The organism is Nostoc sp. CmiVER01 (assembly GCF_034531135.2).
Taxonomy (GTDB): domain Bacteria; phylum Cyanobacteriota; class Cyanobacteriia; order Cyanobacteriales; family Nostocaceae; genus Nostoc.
In genome coordinates, this window is record NZ_JAVRBU020000021.1 from 1 (window position 1) to 20,181 (window position 20,181).

Genomic DNA, 20,181 nt, shown 5'->3' on the forward strand with positions numbered 1-20,181 from the left:
TTCCCCTTCCCCCCGCCCCTTATCCCCAGAGGGGGCCCCACCTTCCCCTTTTCCCGACTTATGCAAGAAGTCTAATACACCAAATCTTCAAAAATAGCTTAAACCTAGATATATCAAAAAACTAAGTAAATCGGTGTCAATGTCCTTCTATATATGGATTTAAGGCTCTTTTTTGGTTAATTTTGTCTAAGTCCCGCGATGGAATACTAGTCAGAAAATTTTTTGTGAATTTTTGCGAAAAACTTGAACTTGAATTTGATAACTAGATAATAAGCTCTAATAATCTAGGTATTAAACATCAAGTTATGAATTTAGGTATCAGAAATTTAAACAGTCAGAGGCATCTCTAGACTACTTCTGCAAGTATTTCACCAGGGGATTTTCTATGACAAATGTCCACACGGTAAGCAATCTCAACCTAAAACTCCAGCATCTCGTTGCCAAAGCTTGTTCGCATCCAGCAAAAAGTTTGATGCGGCGGCAAAAACTTAGTGAGATAGTTAGAGTTGTAATGAAATCGGGCAAACTCTGGAAAGAGAACACACCCTATTATAATGATGCTCTGCAACAAACTTGGTTATATTTTTGCCGGAATCCAGAGCAGTATAATCCCCAGAGTTGTAGTGTGATCACCTGGCTCGACAATTGTCTTAAGTGGCGACTGCAAGATTTTCGCTCTAGAGAAGCCCAAATTCAAGCTAAGACTATTCCCCTATCTAGCTTGGAAATTGAAAATACAACCAAAACAATCGAAAACTTACCAGCAGCAGCTGATATTCCACCAATTTTGGAAGAAACTTACCAGTGGGCTTCTACAGATCCAGACAATGACTTAGCCAGCACTTATGTTAAAGGACGCCCTGATGTAACTTGTCAAATATTAATCCTGCGACGCTTACCTCCAGAAACCCCCTGGAAAAACATTGCGAAAGAATTCAATTTACCTTTATCAACTGCGCCCAACTTCTATAAACGTGAATGTTTACCTCGTTTACGAAATTTTGCTCTTAAGCAAGGGTATCACGAAATTTGAAATTAAGGCAGAGATATCTATAGAAGAAAACTATCTATAAAATGAAAGGAAACTTATGATTCATAGCACTAAAAACCTAGCAGAAAAATCTATTCCGGTATCTATTACCCAAGCAGCACTGAAAATAGCACGCTTTTTTGCTGATGAACAGGTAACACCAGAAAAGAAAAAGCAAGTATATCTTAATACATTGGCTGTATGTGCGGTGAATGACTACATGGAAATGATGAACATTCCCACAGATCCAAAGGCTAGCGATAGTTGGAATTGTGCTATGCACTATTATGCAGATGTGGCAGACCTGAAGTTGAGTGGATTGGGTTACTTAGAATGTCGCCCCGTAAGCTCTGGTAATCTCTGCTATATTCCACCAGAAGTACCAGATGATAGAATTGGTGTAGTTGTAGTTGAGCTAGATATAGAACATCAACAAGCAACTTTAATCGGGTTTGCTAAAACAGTAAAAGCTGGTGAACTTTTATTTCATGAGTTACAGACTATTGAGGATTTACTTGCATATATTGATTCACTTGAAAGCAACGCCAGAGAAGTCAAGTTGAGCTACTGGTTACAAAATATAATTGATGCAGGTTGGCAGCCGATAGAAAAAATTTTAGCCTCAAAAACACCACAATTAGCTTTTCGTTATCGAAACGGAGTGACGCGGGGTAAGCTGATTGACATGGGAATAGAACTTCCGGGACAATCGCTGGCATTAGTTATTACACTTACACCAAAGAATTCTGTAGAAATCCAATTGAAATTGCAGGTACATCCATCTGATGAGCAAGCCTACTTACCCAATAATCTCATCGTGAAAGTGTTAGATGAGAAAGGCATTAATGTTATGGAAGCCCACGCTAGAAGTGGGAGTACTTATGTAACATTAGAATTTAATGCTCAAATAGGAGAACGTTTTAGCGTTAACTTAGAACTAGGAAATACTAATATTATTGAAAATTTTGTTATTTAAGCACATTGCTTGATTCTTACTCATGCAGAAGTTGGTTGTTTTGAAACTAGATGGTGATTTAAACCAAGGGGTAAAAGTCACACTCGAAATTGGGGCAGAAGGCGATCGCGCCAGTATAGAAGTTCAAGGCTATCTTACCCCAAAACCAGAGATCATTGCAGATTATGAGCTTTGGCGAATAACCTATCGCAGTTTATCAAATTTTCGCCTTACACCAGTGAACATTCATGTCGGAAGTTCTCTTAGTGAGCATCTTAAAAAATGCCGCGAGTTAAACGAAAAGTTAAGTCAGCAAATGAATAGTTGGCTCAACTGTAACTCACTTCGCCCACTCAAAGAGAAGTTACTTAAACAGCTAACATTAGATGATACAGTTCGCGTACTAATCAAAACGAGTGATATTTGGCTACGTCGTCTCCCGTGGAATTTATGGGATTTTTTTGAGGATTACTCTCAAGCAGAAGTTGCTTTAAGCGCACCAGAGTATGAATATCTGGCAAAATCAAAGACAAGTACTATTGGAGGGAAGGTAAAAATATTAGCAATTCTAGGTAACAGTGAGGGAATCTTAATTGATAAAGATCGAAAGCTATTGGAGATGTTACCAGATGCAGAAACAACTTTTCTGGTAGAACCACAGCGCAGTCAGTTAAATGAACAAATTTGGGAGCAAGACTGGGACATTTTATTTTTTGCAGGTCATAGTGAGAGCTTTGAGGATGGTAAGAGCGGTAATATTTATATTAATAAAACAGATTGCTTGACAATTGATGAACTAAAGTATGGTCTTTTAAAAGCTGTCAGCAAAGGATTGCAGTTAGCAATTTTTAATTCTTGTGATGGGCTAGGACTAGCACATCAATTAGAAGACTTGCACATTCCACAAATTATCGTTATGCGGGAGGCAGTGCAAGACTTCGTAGCACAAGAATTCTTAAAGAATTTCCTCAAAAAATTTTCCAGTGGTGAGTCTATGTACTTAGCAGTACGAGAATCAAGGGAAAAATTACATGGTATTGAAGATAAATATCCTTGTGCGGTTTCCTTACCTGTAATTTGTCAAAATCCAGCAGCAGTACCACCGACTTGGAAAGATTTTTTGAGAAATCCCCAAACAGAAATTAGCAAGCCTCAAGTAAATAAATATAGAATTCAAGCCCGGTTACGGTGGCGTAGTATTAAAGTAATACTGTTATCAAGTTTGCTTATTACTGGTTTGGTAATGGGGGTGCGATCGCTTGGGTTATTGCAATCATCAGAATTAAAAGCTTTCGACCACATGATGGGATTACGCCCAGAGGAAAAACCAGACTCGCGTTTTCTAATTGTCACTATTGATGAAGCAGATATCCAGTATCAGAACCACATGAATATGAATATGCGATGGTCACTTTCAGACCAAGCACTTGCACAATTATTAAAAAAACTAGATCAGTATCAGCCAAGCACTATTGGCTTAGACATCTATCGTGATTTCCCTGTAGACTCTAATAGTGCAGATTTAGCAACTAGACTACGACAAGATAAACGCCTTTTTGCCGTATGCAAAGTTTCTGCGCCTCTTGATGGTGCGCCAGAAGGCACTCCTCCACCGCGTGAAGTTCCAGAAGAACGCCAAAGCTTTAGTGATTTTGTTGCAGATGATAATGATATAGCCCGCCGTCAGCTTTTGCATTTAACACCTCCTTTAACATCTTCCTGTGCCGCAGAATATGCTTTTAGCCTCCAAATTGCGCTTCATTATTTAGAGGCTAAAGGTATTAAGTCAGATATCAACTCACAAGGAAATTTGCAGATAGGCGACGTCGTATTTAAGCAATTAAAATCTCATACTAGCGGCTACCAACGAATCGATGCATCGGGTTATCAAGTGCTAGCAAATTACCGTTCGCTTTCTTCTCCTCAAAACATTGCTCAACAAGTATCTCTTAGAGATGTTCTTAACAATAAAATTAATTCTGAATTAGTCGAATTATTGAAGGGGCGGATTATTTTAATTGGTGTTACTGCTCCAACAACTACTGATTACTGGAAAACTCCTTATAGTGCTAAAGCAGGGTCAAATCAAAAGCTGATACCAGGAGTATTTGTCCAAGCTCACATGAGCAGCCAGATCCTTAGTGCTGTTCTAGATCGTCGACCTTTGCTTTGGTGGTGGCCGACTTGGGTTGAAGCACTCTGGGTATGGGGATGGTCATTATTAGGAGGAATTTTAGCATGGTATATTCGACATCCTATACGTCTGGGAGCAGCCGGGATAATAATGCTATTTTCATTATTTACTATATCTTTTGGGATTTTTACTCAGGCAGGGTGGATACCACTTATCCCGCCAGCATTGGCGTTAATATCTACACAAGTAGCGGTTGTGTCTAGAGATATTCGTAATCAATAACTTTCGCAAAAAACTTTTTATATATTTACATTGATAATGTTATTATATCAGTATTAACACGCTAAAAGCCTCAGAATAACACCATGCAAAATTGTAAATAAATATATAACTTGTGATTCCCAACCTAGTAACATTATGTCTGCTTAAAGACTGATAGTTAAGACTGTAGGAGACAGAAAGCAGGTAGTAAATAGGGGTTTACGATTCTTGCACAAATATAGTAACCCTGACTTATTAAACTAACATAATATAAAGGATATTTACAATTCCTTGCTTCACTCAAAATTATACATTTGAGGGGAAATAACATCAAGGATTTCATAGTTTATATCTACCTACTAGTACATCAAGTTTAAAAAAATGATAGTTGAAGAAGGCAGGAGGCAGAAGGAACAATTGGACGGGGATTCAGACCCCGCCCTATGTTGTTTGCGCCGTCTAGACGGCAAGGTTTTAGACCGCAAGTTCACTTTGATCACAGGCTTCAGCGTAGGAAGCAGTATTCCCTTCTGCCTCCTGTCCGACGCTCGCGGACTCGCTAACGCTGCGCTATCTGCCCTTCTTGATAAGCAAGTTCGTAGTGAGTTAGCGCGGTCTTCTAAGGGAGATGCCAAGGGTAATAGCGCAGCGTAAAGCCTTCTCTACGAGAGGCTGCGCCAACGCTTAGAGCGAGTCCAAGAGCGTCTGGGGGTTTCCCCCATGAGCGACTAACTTTCCCGTTGGTAAAGACTTTAGTTCTGATGTTCTAAGCACGCTTTGTGCTCACTATAAACCCTCAAAATTAACCTAGACATTGCACTACCTTTGATCAAGATGAACACTTTAGTGTCAATAAAGCTGAAAGTAATATCAATAATGTTTACTTGTTGATATTATTTTAGGCGTAATTATTTATTGTGCAGCGTGGATCTAAATGTGACAAATGTATCTTTTTATAGGGCAAGTGCTTAAGCATCGCTCTAATCATTGGGAAACAAACCAAATAAAAAACTTTAATTATTCTTATATACACAAATCATTCGTTTTGTCAATACAAATTTAGATAAACTTACTTTCCGCAATCTTATATCTTTCTAGTGTAGTTAAGGTTAGTAAATGATTGCAATGTTTTTCATAATCCCGGTAAACGCATCTCAAGAATAAAACCCCTTTAATTCGGGCATTTTATGGTTTCGGCTAGTTTAAATCATATCCTTACACATTAAGGATATCCAAAATTACATATGTTTGCACTGCTTTCATAGCTGTTTATTTTCTTTAAGTGACCTTTATATTACTTTTGTCAAGGAGTATATTGTTGATGAAACTTACTTACATTATGACATTAGTACTTCTGGGATTAATAAGTTACCCCACAAGAGTTTTAGCACAGGTAGATCAATTACCTAACCAATCTTTTGTTAATACACTTAGCCAGTCTAAACGTCCAAATTTTCCAGATAACGGCGCACCTATTGGACGTCGTAAAGGAGGTACAAGCCGTGATGGTTGCACTCCGTTGAACACGCCAATTACTGCTTTAGTTCCTGGTGAAGAAATTGCAGATGAATCAAAATCTTTTTTGGCATTTACAACTTATGAATATCCAACTTTTTGGGTTTTTGTACCAGAATTACCAAAGAATGCTGTTCTTGGGGAGTTTCAACTTCAAGATGAAAATGGCAAAAACATCTACAAGACATATCTATCACTACCACGAAAGGCTAGTGTTGTTGATATTAAGTTACCGCACAATCCACAGTCTGCTCTAAAAATAAACAAAAACTACCAGTGGTATTTTAAAGTTTTCTGCGGCAATCCCCAGCAAATGCCAGAGTATTTTTATGTGAATGCATGGATACAGCGTGTGCCGTTAAATTCTAATCTTGAAAGTCAATTGAAAAGGACACAATCAAGAAAGTATACTACTTATGCTCTTAACCAAATTTGGCAAGATGCTTTAACTAATTTAGCTACTCTGCGTCGTTCTGATCCCAAATCACAGCTTTTTACAAAGGATTGGACACTTTTGTTAAAAGATGTTGGTTTGGCAGAATTTGCAACAGCACCGATTGTAGAACTTGAGAGTGGTCAAAAAACCATTACTCAATCAAATTAGTATAATAAATATGGCTAAATTGCCAGTATTATTGCGTATGCTACAATCCTGTTTAAGATTCTTGAAATTTTTCTTGCTGATACTAGGAACAGCCATACTGTGCATTTTTAGTTCACCTGCTTTAGCAACTTTTTCTCACATCAGCTTAAATATTCCACAAACTAAGATTCAAAACTCACCTGCCCTAGATAAAAGCTTAGTAGAACAGGGTAAAGCTTTGTATGAAGCAGGTTTATTTACTGAAGCAGTTCAAGTTTTAGAACAAGCTGCTATTGGCTTCTACAACACAGGAGACAAACTGAACCAAGCTATAGTCTTAAGCAATCTTGCCTTGATTTATCAACAGCTTGGCAAACAGACACAAGCAGAACTTGCAATTAGCCAAAGTCTGAATCTGTTAAAGAATTTAGATAGTTCAAAAGACCATGCTGCAATTACAGCCCAATCTCTAGATATACAAGGAAAATTACAATTAGCCCAAGGACAAACTGAAATTGCATTGTCCACTTGGCAAAAAGCTGCTGATATATATGAGCAAATAGGCGATCGCGCCACACTAACTCGTAATCGAATTAACTCTGCTCAAGCTATGCAATCTTTAGGGCTTTATCGCCAAGCACAAAAAACTTTAACTGAAGTTCAACAAAACCTTACTACTCTTCCAGATTCATCACTCAAAGTTGCTGGACTAGATAGCCTTGGCAATGTCCTACGAGTTATTGGTGATTTCAATGAATCACGAAAAGTTTTAGAGCAAAGTTTAACTCTAGCAACAGCTATAAAATCTCCAACAGCTATAGGTGATACCTTCCTCAGTTTAGGTAATACAGCCTTTGCCGAAGCAAAAACTCAACATGAGGTAGGGAATACAGACCTTGTTCGACAAGGATTTCAGGCTGCTTTAAACTTTTATCAGCAAGCGGCTATAAACGCGCTAGGTACTACGCGTATTCAAGCACAGCTAAATCAACTTAACCTACTTCTAGAATTTTTCTCTAAAAAAGAAGCCGAAAATACGTTTAAACAAGCTTTATCGTTGTCTGAGCAAATTCTGGCTGAAATTAATAAATTGGTTCCTAGCCGAAACTCAGTATACGCTCGGATTCAATTCGCCTCTATTTTAATGGATTTAACACAGAAAACCAATGCACCTATTTTATCAAATTTAAATATTGCCCAACTCTTGTCTACTGCGATACAAGAGGCCCAAAGCCTAAAAGACCAGCAAGCCCAATCTTATGCTCTTGGAACTTTGGGTCGTCTGTATGAAAGGAATAAGCAGTTAGATGATGCTCTGGAACTAACAACACAAGCTTTATTTATTGCTCAAAGTATTGATGCATCAGACATTCTTTATCAGTGGCAATGGCAGCAAGGACGTTTACTCAAGCAACAAGGAAATCTCAACGCTGCACTCAAGGCATACAATACAGCTTATAAAACTTTAGAATCTCTTCGCGGTGATTTAGTTGCTACTAATTTAGATGTTCAGTTTTCTTTCCGAGAAAGTATAGAACCTATTTATCGAGAGTTAGTTGAATTACAGTTGCTCACAGAGAATACTCAAGGGGATCAACAGAGTAGGCAAGACAATCTTAAACAGGCACGTAAAGTTATTGAGTCACTCCAGGTTGCAGAACTGAATAACTTTTTTCGTTCACCTTGTTTAGAACCAATTGTAGAGATAGACAAAGTGGTGGAGCAGGATAAAAAGGCAGCAGTTATTTATTCAGTTATTTTGCCCGATCGCTTCGATGTTATCCTTACCTTGCCTAATCAACAATTACAGCACTATACCACTAAGATAGCTCAAGAAGAAGTAGAGAGTACTGTTACTTCACTACGGAAATCTTTAACAGATGTCGCTGGCTCTTATGAAGTGAAAGAACAGTCCCAAAAAATATATGACTGGTTAATTCGACCAGCCGAAACTGAATTATCCAAAAGTGGTATTAATACTTTAGTTTTTGTATTGGATGGGGAATTAAGAAATATTCCAATGGGGGTTCTTTACGACCCACAGCAAAATAAATATCTCATGGAAAAATATGCGATCGCTTTAACTCCTGGTTTACAATTGTTTAATCCTAAACCTTTACAAAAAGTACAGTTAAAAGCTTTAACAGCTGGAGTAGCAGAAGCGCGTTCTATAGAAGGTCAAAAATTTTCAGCACTGAAAAATGTAGCACGGGAACTCAAAGAAATTCAAACTGAGGTTCCTAGAAGTGAAGAACTGTTAAATCAGCAGTTTATCGATAGTAACTTGCAAAAACAATTGCTTGCAACCCCATTTTCTATAATTCATTTAGCAACTCACGGTGAGTTTAGTTCAGATCCCGAAAGAACTTTTCTTCTCACCTGGAATAAACTACTAAAAGTTAAGGAATTTGATAGCTTATTACGAGTTAGCGATAGAAATAGGTCTGGTAATATCGAGTTACTTGTCTTGAGTGCTTGCAAAACTGCTCTTGGTGATCAGCGAGCTGCTTTAGGATTAGCTGGTATAGCTGTACGAGCAGGCGCACGCAGTACGCTAGCAAGTTTATGGTCAGTGGACGACCAATGGACTGCTAAACTTATGAGTGAATTTTATCGAAACTTAAATACTGGGATCAGCAAAGCCCAAGCACTCCAGCGTGCTCAATTAACTGTATTTGCTAAACAAAAAAGTCCTTATTTCTGGGCACCTTATGTTCTAGTAGGAAATTGGCTTTGAGATACACAATTAACCCTATTTAATTCTGAGCTTGATAATTACTGCAAGACACATCCTTGTGCCATGAACTACGACTCTCGGCAGGTACATTAGCTGTAAGTACCACCTCTCCCTTTTCGTTTACCACCCATCCATTTGCTTCTACAATACGTTCTGATGTGGTGGTAACTGAATTAGTCGTAACAGGTGGATTGCTGCTATTACTGCTAGGTTTGAGCGCCACCCAACCTACTTCTACTGTGCCATTCGGGAGAACATCTTTGGTAGGATTAGGAGGTAAACCGCCTCTTCCGGTGATAGTAAAGCTGCTTTGGGCATAACCTGGGCGATCGCAGACTTGGGCTACTTGAGTTGCAACAGCTATTGCGGGTAGCTCAACTAAGCCACTGTTCGGGTCGATACCAGGTGTATTAAGTTCTACTGAACCGTTGAATTGAGAACTTGCTCCTGTAGCAGTGATATCGCTTTCTGATGTTGGTGTATTTCGACGCTCAATTCCAAAGATTCCTTGAGCGCTGATTTTGACTGCTCCACCACGAAAGTCAACAGAATTGGCACTAATATCACTATTTTCTTCAGGAACAGCAACGATAAAGCCATTTGCATCAATACTGATGTTGCCGCCAGGAATACCAAGACCTTTGGCATTGGTGGTGATAGAACTTTGATTGCGTAGTAAGAATAAAAGCGATCGCGCAAAGATATTTCCGCCACCTCCTGTAGTGTCAGCACTGATGGCAGCCTTGTTGAGATATATCGAGTTAGCGTTAAGTTTTAAATCACCCGCAGGCCCTGAGCCTGTACTACTTACAGTTATTTTCCCTTGATCTTGAACTGCCAAGTTTCCTGTTGTCAGTGTCAAGTCACCGCCTGCTCCTTGTCCTGTTGTCTCAGCCGAAATTACTGAGCCTTTACCAGTAATATTAATAGATTCAGGAGCATTGATATTTAGGGTTCCTCCTTTACCACTACCAGAGCTAGCAGCCGATACCCTTGCTCCTCCAGCAACATTTACAGCTAAGGTTTGCCCATTGTCATTGGGTTGAATTGTCAAGTTCCCGCCTGGTGCATTTCCTGTCGTGCCAGCTTCTAAACTGCTACCGTTTGTCAAGTCCAATTGTGTAGCTTTTACGGTCAGATTACCACCACTAGCTGCGGGGTTAGTAGAATTAGTAGCGGCTGAAACGCGCATTCCATTGGTGATAGTGAGTTTTTCAGTGTTAAGAAGCACATCTCCGGCTCGTCCACTAGCAGCACCTTCTGATGTCGCCGCCAAGATACCATTACCATTGAGGCTGATTGACTCAGGGGCGATAAGTGTGAGGTTTCCTCCATTACCACTACCAGAGGTAGATGCTGATATCTGCGCTTGATCAAAAAAATTAACCCTCAAGGTTTGTGCGTTCAAAGGTTGAAGCGTCAGTTTTCCAGCTGCGCCAGTACTGCTTGTCTGAGCAAAAACACCACTAGTGGAACCAGATAACTGTATTTCTGGAATATTTAGTGTGATGTCACCTGCTTGTCCACTACTAGAGGTAGATGTACGCAGTCGTCCATCATTAATAACATTCAAATTATTGGCGCTAAGAGCGATATCACCTGCATCCCCCTGCCCAGATGTACTGGCTGTCAGTGCAGCACCATCAGTGATAGTTACAGAGTTGGTGTTAACTGTTATGTCGCCACCCTTTCCAGTTGAGCCTTCACCGACAGCAGTTGTCAACAGGCTTCGACCTTCAATGTCGCTGGGTTTAGGGCTTTCTAGCGAAGTCCCACTCAGTTCTATAGAAGAGGCGCGAACATTTAATTGACCAGCATTTCCGGCATTAATTGTAGAAACCGATGCTTGCGCTCCACCCTGAATTAATAACCGTCCAGTGTCAATAGTCAAGTTTTGAGCATCTCCCTTACCTGTACTCCCAGAAATTACACCACTCGGATATGGGCGATTTTCTACCAAATTAGAGACTAAGGCTCCACCAAATCCAATCAATCGTTTTATTTGAGAGTCAGATAACCCTTGTTTTGAAGTGCCAACAAGTTCTACTGAATCAGTAGCGTTAATGGTTAATTCACCTCCCTTTCCAGAGCTAGAAGTACCTGCCGAGATAATTCCTCCATTGCTGACCATCAGCTTCTTAGTATTAATAACCAATTTGCCAGCATTTCCAGACCCTTGTGTTCCAGAAGCCAAAACGCTAGGAATATTATCTAATGAGGTGCCACTAAGTTCTACTGAATCAGTGGCATTAATGAGCAATTCGCCTCCTGTTACAGGCAATTCCCCTCCTGGTTTCTCGTTACCAGTACCAGTTATCACCCATGCACCATCCCGGACAATTAACCGTTTAGTATCAATAGTTAAGTTCCCCCCAGATCCCTGACCGTCAGTATCATTACGCAATGCACTAGGAAGCTTCTTTGTGATACTGAACAGAGATAAAGGAGAATCATTTGCTGAAGTACCACTGAGTTCTACCAAGTCTGCCTTAACAGTTAAATCTCCTCCTTTTCCTCTGGTTGCTGTAGCTGCCGATACCACTGCGCCATTCGAGACAGTTAAGCGTCCAGTTTTAATAGTTAAATTTCCAGCATTTCCATTTCCAAGAAAAATACTAGGGGTAATATTACTGGGATAAAGGGAAGCGGAAAACAGCCCAATAGGTACAATAAAATCATTAGAAGATCCAGAGATATTTCCAGGAATGTTAATAGGAAGTGTGGCATTTGATGAGAGATCGCCAGTTATTTCTACTGAGTCAGAAGCGTTCACAATCAGATTCCCAGCATTACCATCAGAAAAAGTAGCAGTCCCTATTACTCCATCTTGAACAATCAACTTTGCTGTATCCACAAGCAAGTTTCCACCATCACCGGAACCAAAAACGACATTGTATATCGAGCTTTTATTGAGTTCTATGTCTTTTGCTTTCACGGTCAAATTTCCAGTATTCCCTGTGGTGTTACTACCGACTGATACCCCTGCCCCATTAGAGACAAGTAACCGCCCAGTTTCAATGCTCACGTTTCCGGCATTTCCACCTGCAATAGGTAAAGAGCTTACGAAAGAAGAAACATTAGGAAGATTCCGGGCATCAAGGGAAGCAGAAAACAAGCCAATAGGAACAGGAACAGAAACAGGAATATTTAGAGTAAAAAGACCTAAAAAATTAAAAGGAACATTGATGTCAATGTCAATCGTACCGTTTGATGAGGAACTGCCAGTTAATTCTATTGAGTCAGAGGCTTTTACAACCAGATCCCCAGCTTTCCCACTAGAAATAGTAGCAGTTGCTAGTACTCCATCTTGAATAATTAATTTACCTGTATCCACAAGTAAAGAACCACCTTTTCCAGAACCAAAAACGGCGTTGTAGATAGAGCTATTTTCGATTCTCAGTGTTCCTTTGGCGCTGAGGGTGACATCTCCAGCTTGGACGTCATCGGCTCCTGCAAGTGGACTAATACCCGCACGTAGGCTACTATTTCCTAAAACGTCTATATTCTGGGCATTGATGGCAATACTACCGCCACCACCAGAAGCGACATTAATTTCAGCGCCATTGGTAAGCGACACATTTGCTCGTGCTATATTCTTTGGAAAATTTAAGCTAAAATTGTTGCTATTGGCATTAAGGTCAACTGTCCCCTCTGCTGCTAAACCTCCTAACTCCACTCGTCCAGCAGGGGCATTGAATGAGCCTCCATCTACGTTGACATCGCCTCCAACTGCCAGCAAACTACGATTATTATTAACACTTAAAACTGAGTTGTTTTGAATCGGCGCAGCAGCAATTTGATTGAATAGAAGAGCCGAAGGATTGACTACGAGTAGTTCAGGATTATTCGGAGTAGAAGCACTAAAAAAACCTTGCTTGTCAAACCCAATTGCATTAGCTGTAGTTGCTACAAAAGAACCACCTATATTTAGTGAGGCGTTGCGTCCAAAAATAATTCCGTTGGGATTGATTAGAAATAGGTTAGCTATACCATTAGCTTGTATTAACCCATTAATGTTGGAGATTGAACTACCTGTTACTCTGGTAATAATGTTCTGAATGTCAGTACCATTGCGGAAGAAAGCAGTATTACCAGTAGGGATAGAGAAATCTTTAAAGCTGTGGAATAAGTTAGTGCCTGCTTGTGTGCCGCCAGTGATGTTGAGAGTGCTACCGTCTGATGATACGTTGGAATTAATCGGTAGAGTGCTATCTGGAGTGATTTGAGCGATCGCACATTTTCCAGACAAAGCGCTGACACTCATCGCAATACCCAGCACTCCACCCCAATAACCTAAATGCCAACTACCAGACATTACAAGCCTCCACAGGTATTACCAACACTAATGTTTAGTTAAGCACGTATCAAGTTAATCGATGTCTATTATTTAACAATAAGACATAGCCGAACCATGCTGTTTAGGGCTGTTAAAGTTTGAGTAAGCAGTGTCTGGATGAAAAATTGCTTTATTCCCCAATTGTTAGGCATACTTTATTGGGTTTCTTTAGTAATACTATCGCACAGATGGCGATCGCTCTCTTCTACCTGTTGGCTATTATGTAAATAATCTTTAGCCGAATTGCAAGCACTTACCATCAAACTATCTAAAAGCGCATCCATATTTAAATGGTTAATATCCCATAGAATAATCTTATTATCTGCGCTACCAGAGGCAAGAGTGTAGCCGTCAGGGCTAAAAGCTATACTCTTAACCCCGGCTTCATGCCCTATTAGAGTTCTGAGTAGATGACCCTGTGAATCCCAAAGTTTGATAGTCTTATCTTCACTGGCCAAGGCAAAAGTTTTCTTGTTGGGACTAAAAACTATATTTGTAAGCTCATCATCCGCTTTGAAGCTGTACAGTTGATTGCCCTTTAAATCCCACAGAATTCCTATATAATCTGCATTTCTAGAAATCAGATTGGGAACATCATCGGCAAAAAATATATCTAGAATCTGTGTTGTATCCCTTTTGAAACTTTCGAGAAGTTTCCCGTTAAAATCCCATATTTTAATAGTATTGTCTTCACTTACAGTGGCAAAAATTTTTCCATCGGGACTAAGAGCTATATTTTTAACCTTATGTTCATGCCCGTTGAAGGTATCCATTTGATTGCTCTGTAAATCCCACTTGATGACGATATCATCTGCATTCACAGAAATCAGATTTTTCCCATCCGGGCTAAAAACTATACTTTTAATCTCTTTATTCTGCTTTTTGAGACTTGTTAGCAGATTACCTTTTAAATCCCAAATATTGATAACACTGTCTTCACTGACAGAAGCCAAAGTTTGACTATTAGGACTAAACAATATATTTTTAATCGTAGACTTATTTCCTTTAATAGTTGTTGGTAGACTATCTTTTAAATCATGTTTTAAATTCCAAATTTTGATAGTATTGTCTGCACTTACAAAAGCCAAAGTTTGCTTATCAGGGCTTAAAGTTGTATCTGTTGGCAAGGTTATGAGAACAGGATGAGGATGGTTGAAATCCCAGAGTTTGATAGTACTATCTTCACTGGTATAGACCAAAGTTTTACTATCGGCGCTAAAAACTATATCTTTAACCGCAGTCTCATTCCCTGAAAGCTGGTTTTTGAGGGTTTTGAGAAGATGACCCTTTAAATCCCATAATTTAATAGTATTGTCTTCACTTGCAGAAGCCAGAATTTTGCCATCGGGACTGAAGGCGACCGTATTTACGGTATCATGATGTTCTTCGAGGATATGTTTACCCTTTAAATCCCAAAGTTTGATGGTATGGTCGTCACTGGCAGAAGCTAAGGTTTTACTATCGGGACTAAATGCAACGCTGGTAACAGCGGCCTGATGTCCTCTGAAGATTTGGTGTTTCTTGTCCTTTAAATTCCAGAGGATAGCGGTATTATCAAGACTTCCAGAGGCTAGGCTGTAACCGTCAGGACTGAAGGCGACACTGGTGACAGCAGCCTGATGCCCTTTGAAAATTTCTTGTTGTTTCTTAGTATTTAAATTCCAAAGGATGATGGTTTTGTCGTCACTACCAGAGGCCAGAGTTTTGCTGTCACGGCTGAAGGCAAGGCTGGTGACAGCAGCCTGATGTCCTCTGAAGGCTTGCAGTTTATTCCCTTTCAAATCCCAAAGGATGATGGTTTTGTCAACGCTTGCAGATGCTAAAGTCTGACAATCTGGACTTATAGCCACACTTGTAACTGCATATTGATGTCCTGGAAAGATTTGCGGCTTCTTTTGCCCTAAATCCCAAATGTGCGGCTTGTTTTGGCTTAGATCCCAAAGTTGAATAATATTATCTTTACTACCAGCAGCGAGGATGTTACATTTGCCGTTGTTACGCTCATCGGCATTGAGAGGAAAAACTACACTTGTAAACGCTGCTTGCTTCCCTGGAATTGTAAGCCTTGCCGCATATTGGTTCAAGGTTGGCAAGAAATTAGTTTTTAAATCCCAAAGTTTGACAGTTTTATCTTCACTAGCAGAAGCAAGGGTATTACTATCGGGGCTAAAAGCTACGCTGGTAACTGCATACTTATGTTCCCTGAAGGTTTGCAGCATGTTGCCACCTAAATCCCAAAGTTGAACAGTATTGTCTTTACTACCAGAGGCAATATTTTTACCGTCAGGGCTAAAGGCAACGCTTGTGACAGCAGCTTGATGCCCTGTAAAAGTTTGCAGAAGTTTTCCCCCTAAATTCCAGAGGATGACGTTATTATCTTTACTAGCAGAAGCGAGAATACTACCATCGGGGCTGAAGGCTAGACTTGTGATATCTCCTTCATGTCCTTTGAAAGTTTGCAGTTGATTGCCATCTAAATCCCAAAGGATGACGGTATTATCTTCAGTACCCGTGGCAATAGTTTTGCCATCGGGGCTGAAAGCTAGAGTTGTGATCTCGACGTCATGCTGGAACGGCTGGTTTTGTTTTTGAGCGCACTTTATTAAATTCCAACCTTTGACAGTATTATCTTTACTTTCTGCGTCAATAGGCTTACCAATCTCGTAACACTTTTCACTTGTGGCATCAGTTTTTGAGGGGGTTTTTGTTAGTTCTTTGCCTTGTAAATCCCAAAGTTTCACAGTTTTATCTGTACTAACTGTGGCAATAGTTTTACCATTGGGGCTAAATACTACATTTGTTACCGAATGCGGTAGGGTTATTTTTGTTAGTTCTTGGCCCTGTAAATTCCAAAGCTTGACAGTTTTATTGTCAATAGCTGTAGCAATAGTTTTGCTATCAGGGCTGAATACTACATTTGTTACCGAAGGCTGATGTGGGAGGGGGATTTTTGTTAGTTCTTTGCCTTGTAAATTCCAAAGCTTGACAGTTTTGTTGTCAATAGCTGTAGCAATAGTTTTACCATCGGGGCTGAATACTACATTTGTTACCGAAGGCTGATGCGGTAGGGTTATTTTTGTTAGTTTTTTGCCCTGTAAATCCCAAAGATTGACAGTATTATCTTTACTAACTGTGGCAATAATTTTACCATAGGGGCTATAGACGACGCTTGTTAGTGTTGCATCAAAGTTGAGAGAGAATTTAGTCAGTTCTTTGCCATCTAAATTCCAAACTTTAACAGTATTATCTTTACTAACTGTGATAATAGTTTTACCATCAGGGCTGAAAACGACGCTTGTGACTGAAGAACGATGCCCAGTTAAGTAATTGCGTGCTTGTACTCCATCAATGGCTTGTTGCAAAACTGCGATCGCATTTGCCTGAGAGTCAATTTGGTCTTGGTTTTTGATGATTATGCCACTAATTGCTGTCCAAAAACTTGTATTTTTCAAGATTTTGGCGGACTTAATTCCGTCGGTGAGAGCTTGCAAATTTTTATCGGATTTAGACAATAAGAAAGAATTTTGACGAAGAGAATCGGCTTTACTTAATTCGGCTTCTAAGCTTTTGGTGAAAGCTATTAGCCCTAAACTAGTGGTAACCAAAACAACAATTGCTCCTCCAATCATTGTCCGCTTTGCCCGAATTTCATGACACCGACGAGTTTCTTGTTCTTGTTTTTCGCGATCGCGCAGTTCTACACAAACTCGTACATAATTAGCTTCTAAGATATTTAAAAAATTAGATTTTTGTAATAATTTCCGAGCTTCTTCTAAGCGTCCCCCTCGCTGTACCAAATAGCTTTCGTCTTTTTTATTGTTGTCCCATTCCAAAGCCTCCTGACGAATCTTTTCTCGCAGCAGCAGGAGGCAACGGTTTTCATCTAACCAATTCAGCAACCTTGGCCAGTAACGAATTAAGGCTTCATGGGCGACTTCTACTTCTTCGCGTTGTGTCGCTGAATCGACGCTAGTAACCACTAGGCGGGCCCCTTCACCTGCTAACCGCTTGAGCAGATTTTTAATTAGAGACTGGGCGCTAAGAGTAGGAATTAATTCATCTAACCAAACTCGGCGGCGGGTATCGCGGCGTTTTTGTCCCTCCACCGCCGATTCATCTAAGCGGGTTAAACGGATAAAAATATTCTTGACTTGTTCTTGTTCTTCTGGTGTGCAACTATCATAAAAAGCATCAGCAGTTTGTGCGATCGCCATATTTACACCACCAATGGCTTCATACTCCACAGTCCTTAACCATCTACCATGTCGCCGCTTCCACAACTCTAGCAGTGCATGTTGTAGTAATGGCATTGCCCCTGGTTCACCTTGAACATCATCTAAAATCGAGTTACTCAAGCCTGCTTCAAAACGTAACCCCACTTGTGCGGCTTGCATTTCCATTGCTTTCCGCAGTTCTGTGGTATCCATTGGGCCAATCAGTTCTTGGCGAGATTGCATTAACTCCTTAAGTTGGGGATAGGAAGCACATTCACCCCAAAAGTCTGCCCGCATGGTAATCACGACTTTTTGCTGCCCAATAATGAACAGCAATTTATCTATAAATAACATCCGGGTGGCTTCATCAGTACAGAGCGTGAAAAGTTCCTCAAATTGGTCAATGACTAAGACTGACGCTTGATTTTGCACTTCTAAAAAACTAGCTTGTAGTTGCTCAATAGGGTTACTACTCGGTGTCATATACGCCATCATCAAATCCGACTGTTTTTCCAACAAAGCCGGAATCAGCCCTGCTAGTACCACTGATGATTTACCACTACCCGAAGCCCCAAACACAGCTAAGAAGTTGTCTTTTGCTAACTTTTGTTGTAATTGTGTAATTAATCGTTCTCTGCCAAAAAAGAATTTGCGGTTTTCGACTCGGAAGGGATACAAGCCCAAAAAAGGACAACGAGCGTCGTAAATAGGTACTTCCTGATCTAAGGCTACAGCGTTGAAAGTGAGGTCAAGAACTGCTTGAGATAGATTGTTGACATCTTCTAAAGCTTGCTCTCGCTCTTGCCTAGCTTGTTTGCTCAAGGCTTTAGAATCTGTATTGAGCAGATTTCTCAACTTTTCTGCTGGTGGTTGCAACTTTGATTGCAGTATAGGCGATCGCTCTGCCATAAATACTTGCAATCGCTCTAAACCATATTTGATTTCGGCGTTGGTTAAGTCGCGGTCAAGTTGATCGCTAAATAGGGGCCTTCCCCCCAATCGACTAAATAGGGCGGGAACGGTAATATCCTGACGTTCTGCAAGGGAAGCAGAGGCATCCTGTAATGCTAAATCCACTTCCCCCGATTTATTTAATTGCTGGTAAAATTTTGCACATAAAGCTAGGGCGGTTTTAACAGTCACTTTCTCAGTCATGGCGATGACTGCGGGCATTCCTAAATCGCGCACTAATCTTTGCCCTAAACCCCCTAATGCCGCTTCTGCTTCTGGACTGGCACTTTCGCAGGTAGAAAGAAAGGTAAAGTGTGGTAAACCTTTGGCTCCTCTTAATGTCCGCAGTCTTTCTATTAAACGTGTTCCTGTTACTGGGTCTACTTTATTATCTGCTTTCGCCCAGTACAAAACTGTTTCACCATTATCTATGACTTTACCATGACTGACAAAGTGCAGCATCGTGTATTGTTTTGTGGTGTCGGTTAGATGGTGACACAGTTCGTCTAAAGTCGGTAAGCCAATAGCACCTTCTACTGTTGCTAAGACATCAGATGGTATTACCCCTAAAGATTGGCGGACACTTTCTACTGCGGCTTCAACGTTGAAAGAGTCTAAGCTAAATCGCTCAATTTCTGAAGGACTGGCTACCAGTATCAAGGCGCGTAAATCTCTTCTACCAATTGGCGGAAAACGTCGGTCTGTAATCGTTGGTATATATAGTGAAAATGGTGTTCGCTGCTCTAGGCTTAATAAATGCCATCCGTCATCGATGTTAGCGCACAGCCTTTCCCAACGTAAGGTTCTTAGTTCTTTATCTTCGGCTTCGATAAATAGCAACACCCGCAATGTTTCTTGGGAGTTCCGTAACGCACTTACAAAAGCATCTCTGATTTCATCACGAAACAGTGCTTTTCCTAAAAATATACCATAGTCTTTCGGCTGACCTTGTAAGCTAGTCAATCGTTGAAAATCTTCCAATGACAGTTGCAGAATTCCTTCCGAGCGTGATGATAGAAGTTCACCAGGTCGGCTATGTTCGACAACAATTGGCCAGTTATTTCCTGATTTACGCTGGATGTTAATCTCAAAGGTGTTCATAGCCTATTGGTGACTCAATTAGCAGCGCCCTATTTTTTACTGGATTGATGAAACGCGATGTTTACGACGGGCTATGATGCTTGATAGCATTAGCACATCACTTGCTACCGCTTCTCTACGAGACGCTATGCATAGCAAGATTCCTATAGAGGTAAGCTATCGGCGTCACAGATCAAACTTAGTTTTTTGAAAATACTTTAGAGTTAGGGTGTGAAAAAATTTATAAATATGCAAGCAAAAGTTAATAGAGTGATTAAAGTTAAATTTACGGCTAATGAATAGCCATTTAACTTTGCAACTTTATCTTCAAGTTGAAGTAGTTATTACCGTACTATGTGCTAGATGTTAACTAGAAACATTTGTG

General features: G+C 40.2%; 8 protein-coding genes. 6 read left to right on the forward strand and 2 right to left on the reverse strand.

The genetic code is table 11. The features are described 5' to 3' along the window. Positions 1-385: 385 nt before the first annotated feature. The 6 genes from RMZ43_RS29880 to RMZ43_RS29905 all read left to right on the forward strand — a co-directional run bounded on the left by RMZ43_RS29880 (position 386) and on the right by RMZ43_RS29905 (position 9,215). Positions 386-1,033, forward strand: a complete 648-nt coding sequence (locus tag RMZ43_RS29880) for a sigma-70 family RNA polymerase sigma factor (RefSeq protein ID WP_322652414.1) — start codon at positions 386-388, stop codon at positions 1,031-1,033. 55 nt (positions 1,034-1,088) lie between these two features. Then, entirely contained in the window at positions 1,089-2,006 is a 918-nt protein-coding gene (locus RMZ43_RS29885) for a DUF1822 family protein (RefSeq protein ID WP_322652413.1), read from the forward strand. A gap of 22 nt (positions 2,007-2,028) precedes the next feature. Beyond that, positions 2,029-4,401 (forward strand): CHASE2 domain-containing protein, encoded by a 2,373-nt coding sequence (locus tag RMZ43_RS29890; protein ID WP_322652412.1) that lies wholly within the window; start codon positions 2,029-2,031, stop codon positions 4,399-4,401. 396 nt (positions 4,402-4,797) lie between these two features. Continuing rightward, positions 4,798-5,034: a hypothetical protein gene (locus tag RMZ43_RS29895; RefSeq protein WP_322652411.1), complete on the forward strand. Its 237-nt coding sequence runs from the start codon at positions 4,798-4,800 to the stop codon at positions 5,032-5,034. A gap of 667 nt (positions 5,035-5,701) precedes the next feature. Beyond that, the gene (locus tag RMZ43_RS29900) at positions 5,702-6,499 is read left to right on the forward strand and encodes a DUF928 domain-containing protein (protein ID WP_322652410.1); all 798 of its coding nucleotides are present in this window, start codon (positions 5,702-5,704) and stop codon (positions 6,497-6,499) included. A 73-nt stretch (positions 6,500-6,572) separates the two neighbouring features. Further along, positions 6,573-9,215 (forward strand): CHAT domain-containing protein, encoded by a 2,643-nt coding sequence (locus RMZ43_RS29905; protein WP_322652409.1) that lies wholly within the window; start codon positions 6,573-6,575, stop codon positions 9,213-9,215. Between the two features lie 19 nt (positions 9,216-9,234). Here RMZ43_RS29905 and RMZ43_RS29910 read toward each other — a convergent pair whose 3' ends face one another. Then, a complete protein-coding gene (locus RMZ43_RS29910) occupies positions 9,235-13,530 on the reverse strand; it encodes a filamentous hemagglutinin N-terminal domain-containing protein (protein WP_322652408.1) in 4,296 nt (1,431 codons plus the stop codon). A gap of 176 nt (positions 13,531-13,706) precedes the next feature. Next, on the reverse strand, positions 13,707-19,817 hold the full coding sequence (locus RMZ43_RS29915; RefSeq protein ID WP_322652407.1) for an eIF2A-related protein: 6,111 nt from the start codon (positions 19,815-19,817) through the stop codon (positions 13,707-13,709). Between the last annotated feature and the right edge of the window lie 364 nt (positions 19,818-20,181).

Bases quoted from the DNA above. Each gene is read 5' to 3' on its own strand.
- RMZ43_RS29880 (WP_322652414.1), top strand. From the start codon at position 386: ATGACAAATGTCCACACGGTAAGCAATCTCAACCTAAAACTCCAGCAT.
- RMZ43_RS29885 (WP_322652413.1), top strand. From the start codon at position 1,089: ATGATTCATAGCACTAAAAACCTAGCAGAAAAATCTATTCCGGTATCT.
- RMZ43_RS29890 (WP_322652412.1), top strand. From the start codon at position 2,029: ATGCAGAAGTTGGTTGTTTTGAAACTAGATGGTGATTTAAACCAAGGG.
- RMZ43_RS29900 (WP_322652410.1), top strand. From the start codon at position 5,702: ATGAAACTTACTTACATTATGACATTAGTACTTCTGGGATTAATAAGT.
- RMZ43_RS29910 (WP_322652408.1), bottom strand. From the start codon at position 13,530: ATGTCTGGTAGTTGGCATTTAGGTTATTGGGGTGGAGTGCTGGGTATT.
- RMZ43_RS29915 (WP_322652407.1), bottom strand. From the start codon at position 19,817: ATGAACACCTTTGAGATTAACATCCAGCGTAAATCAGGAAATAACTGG.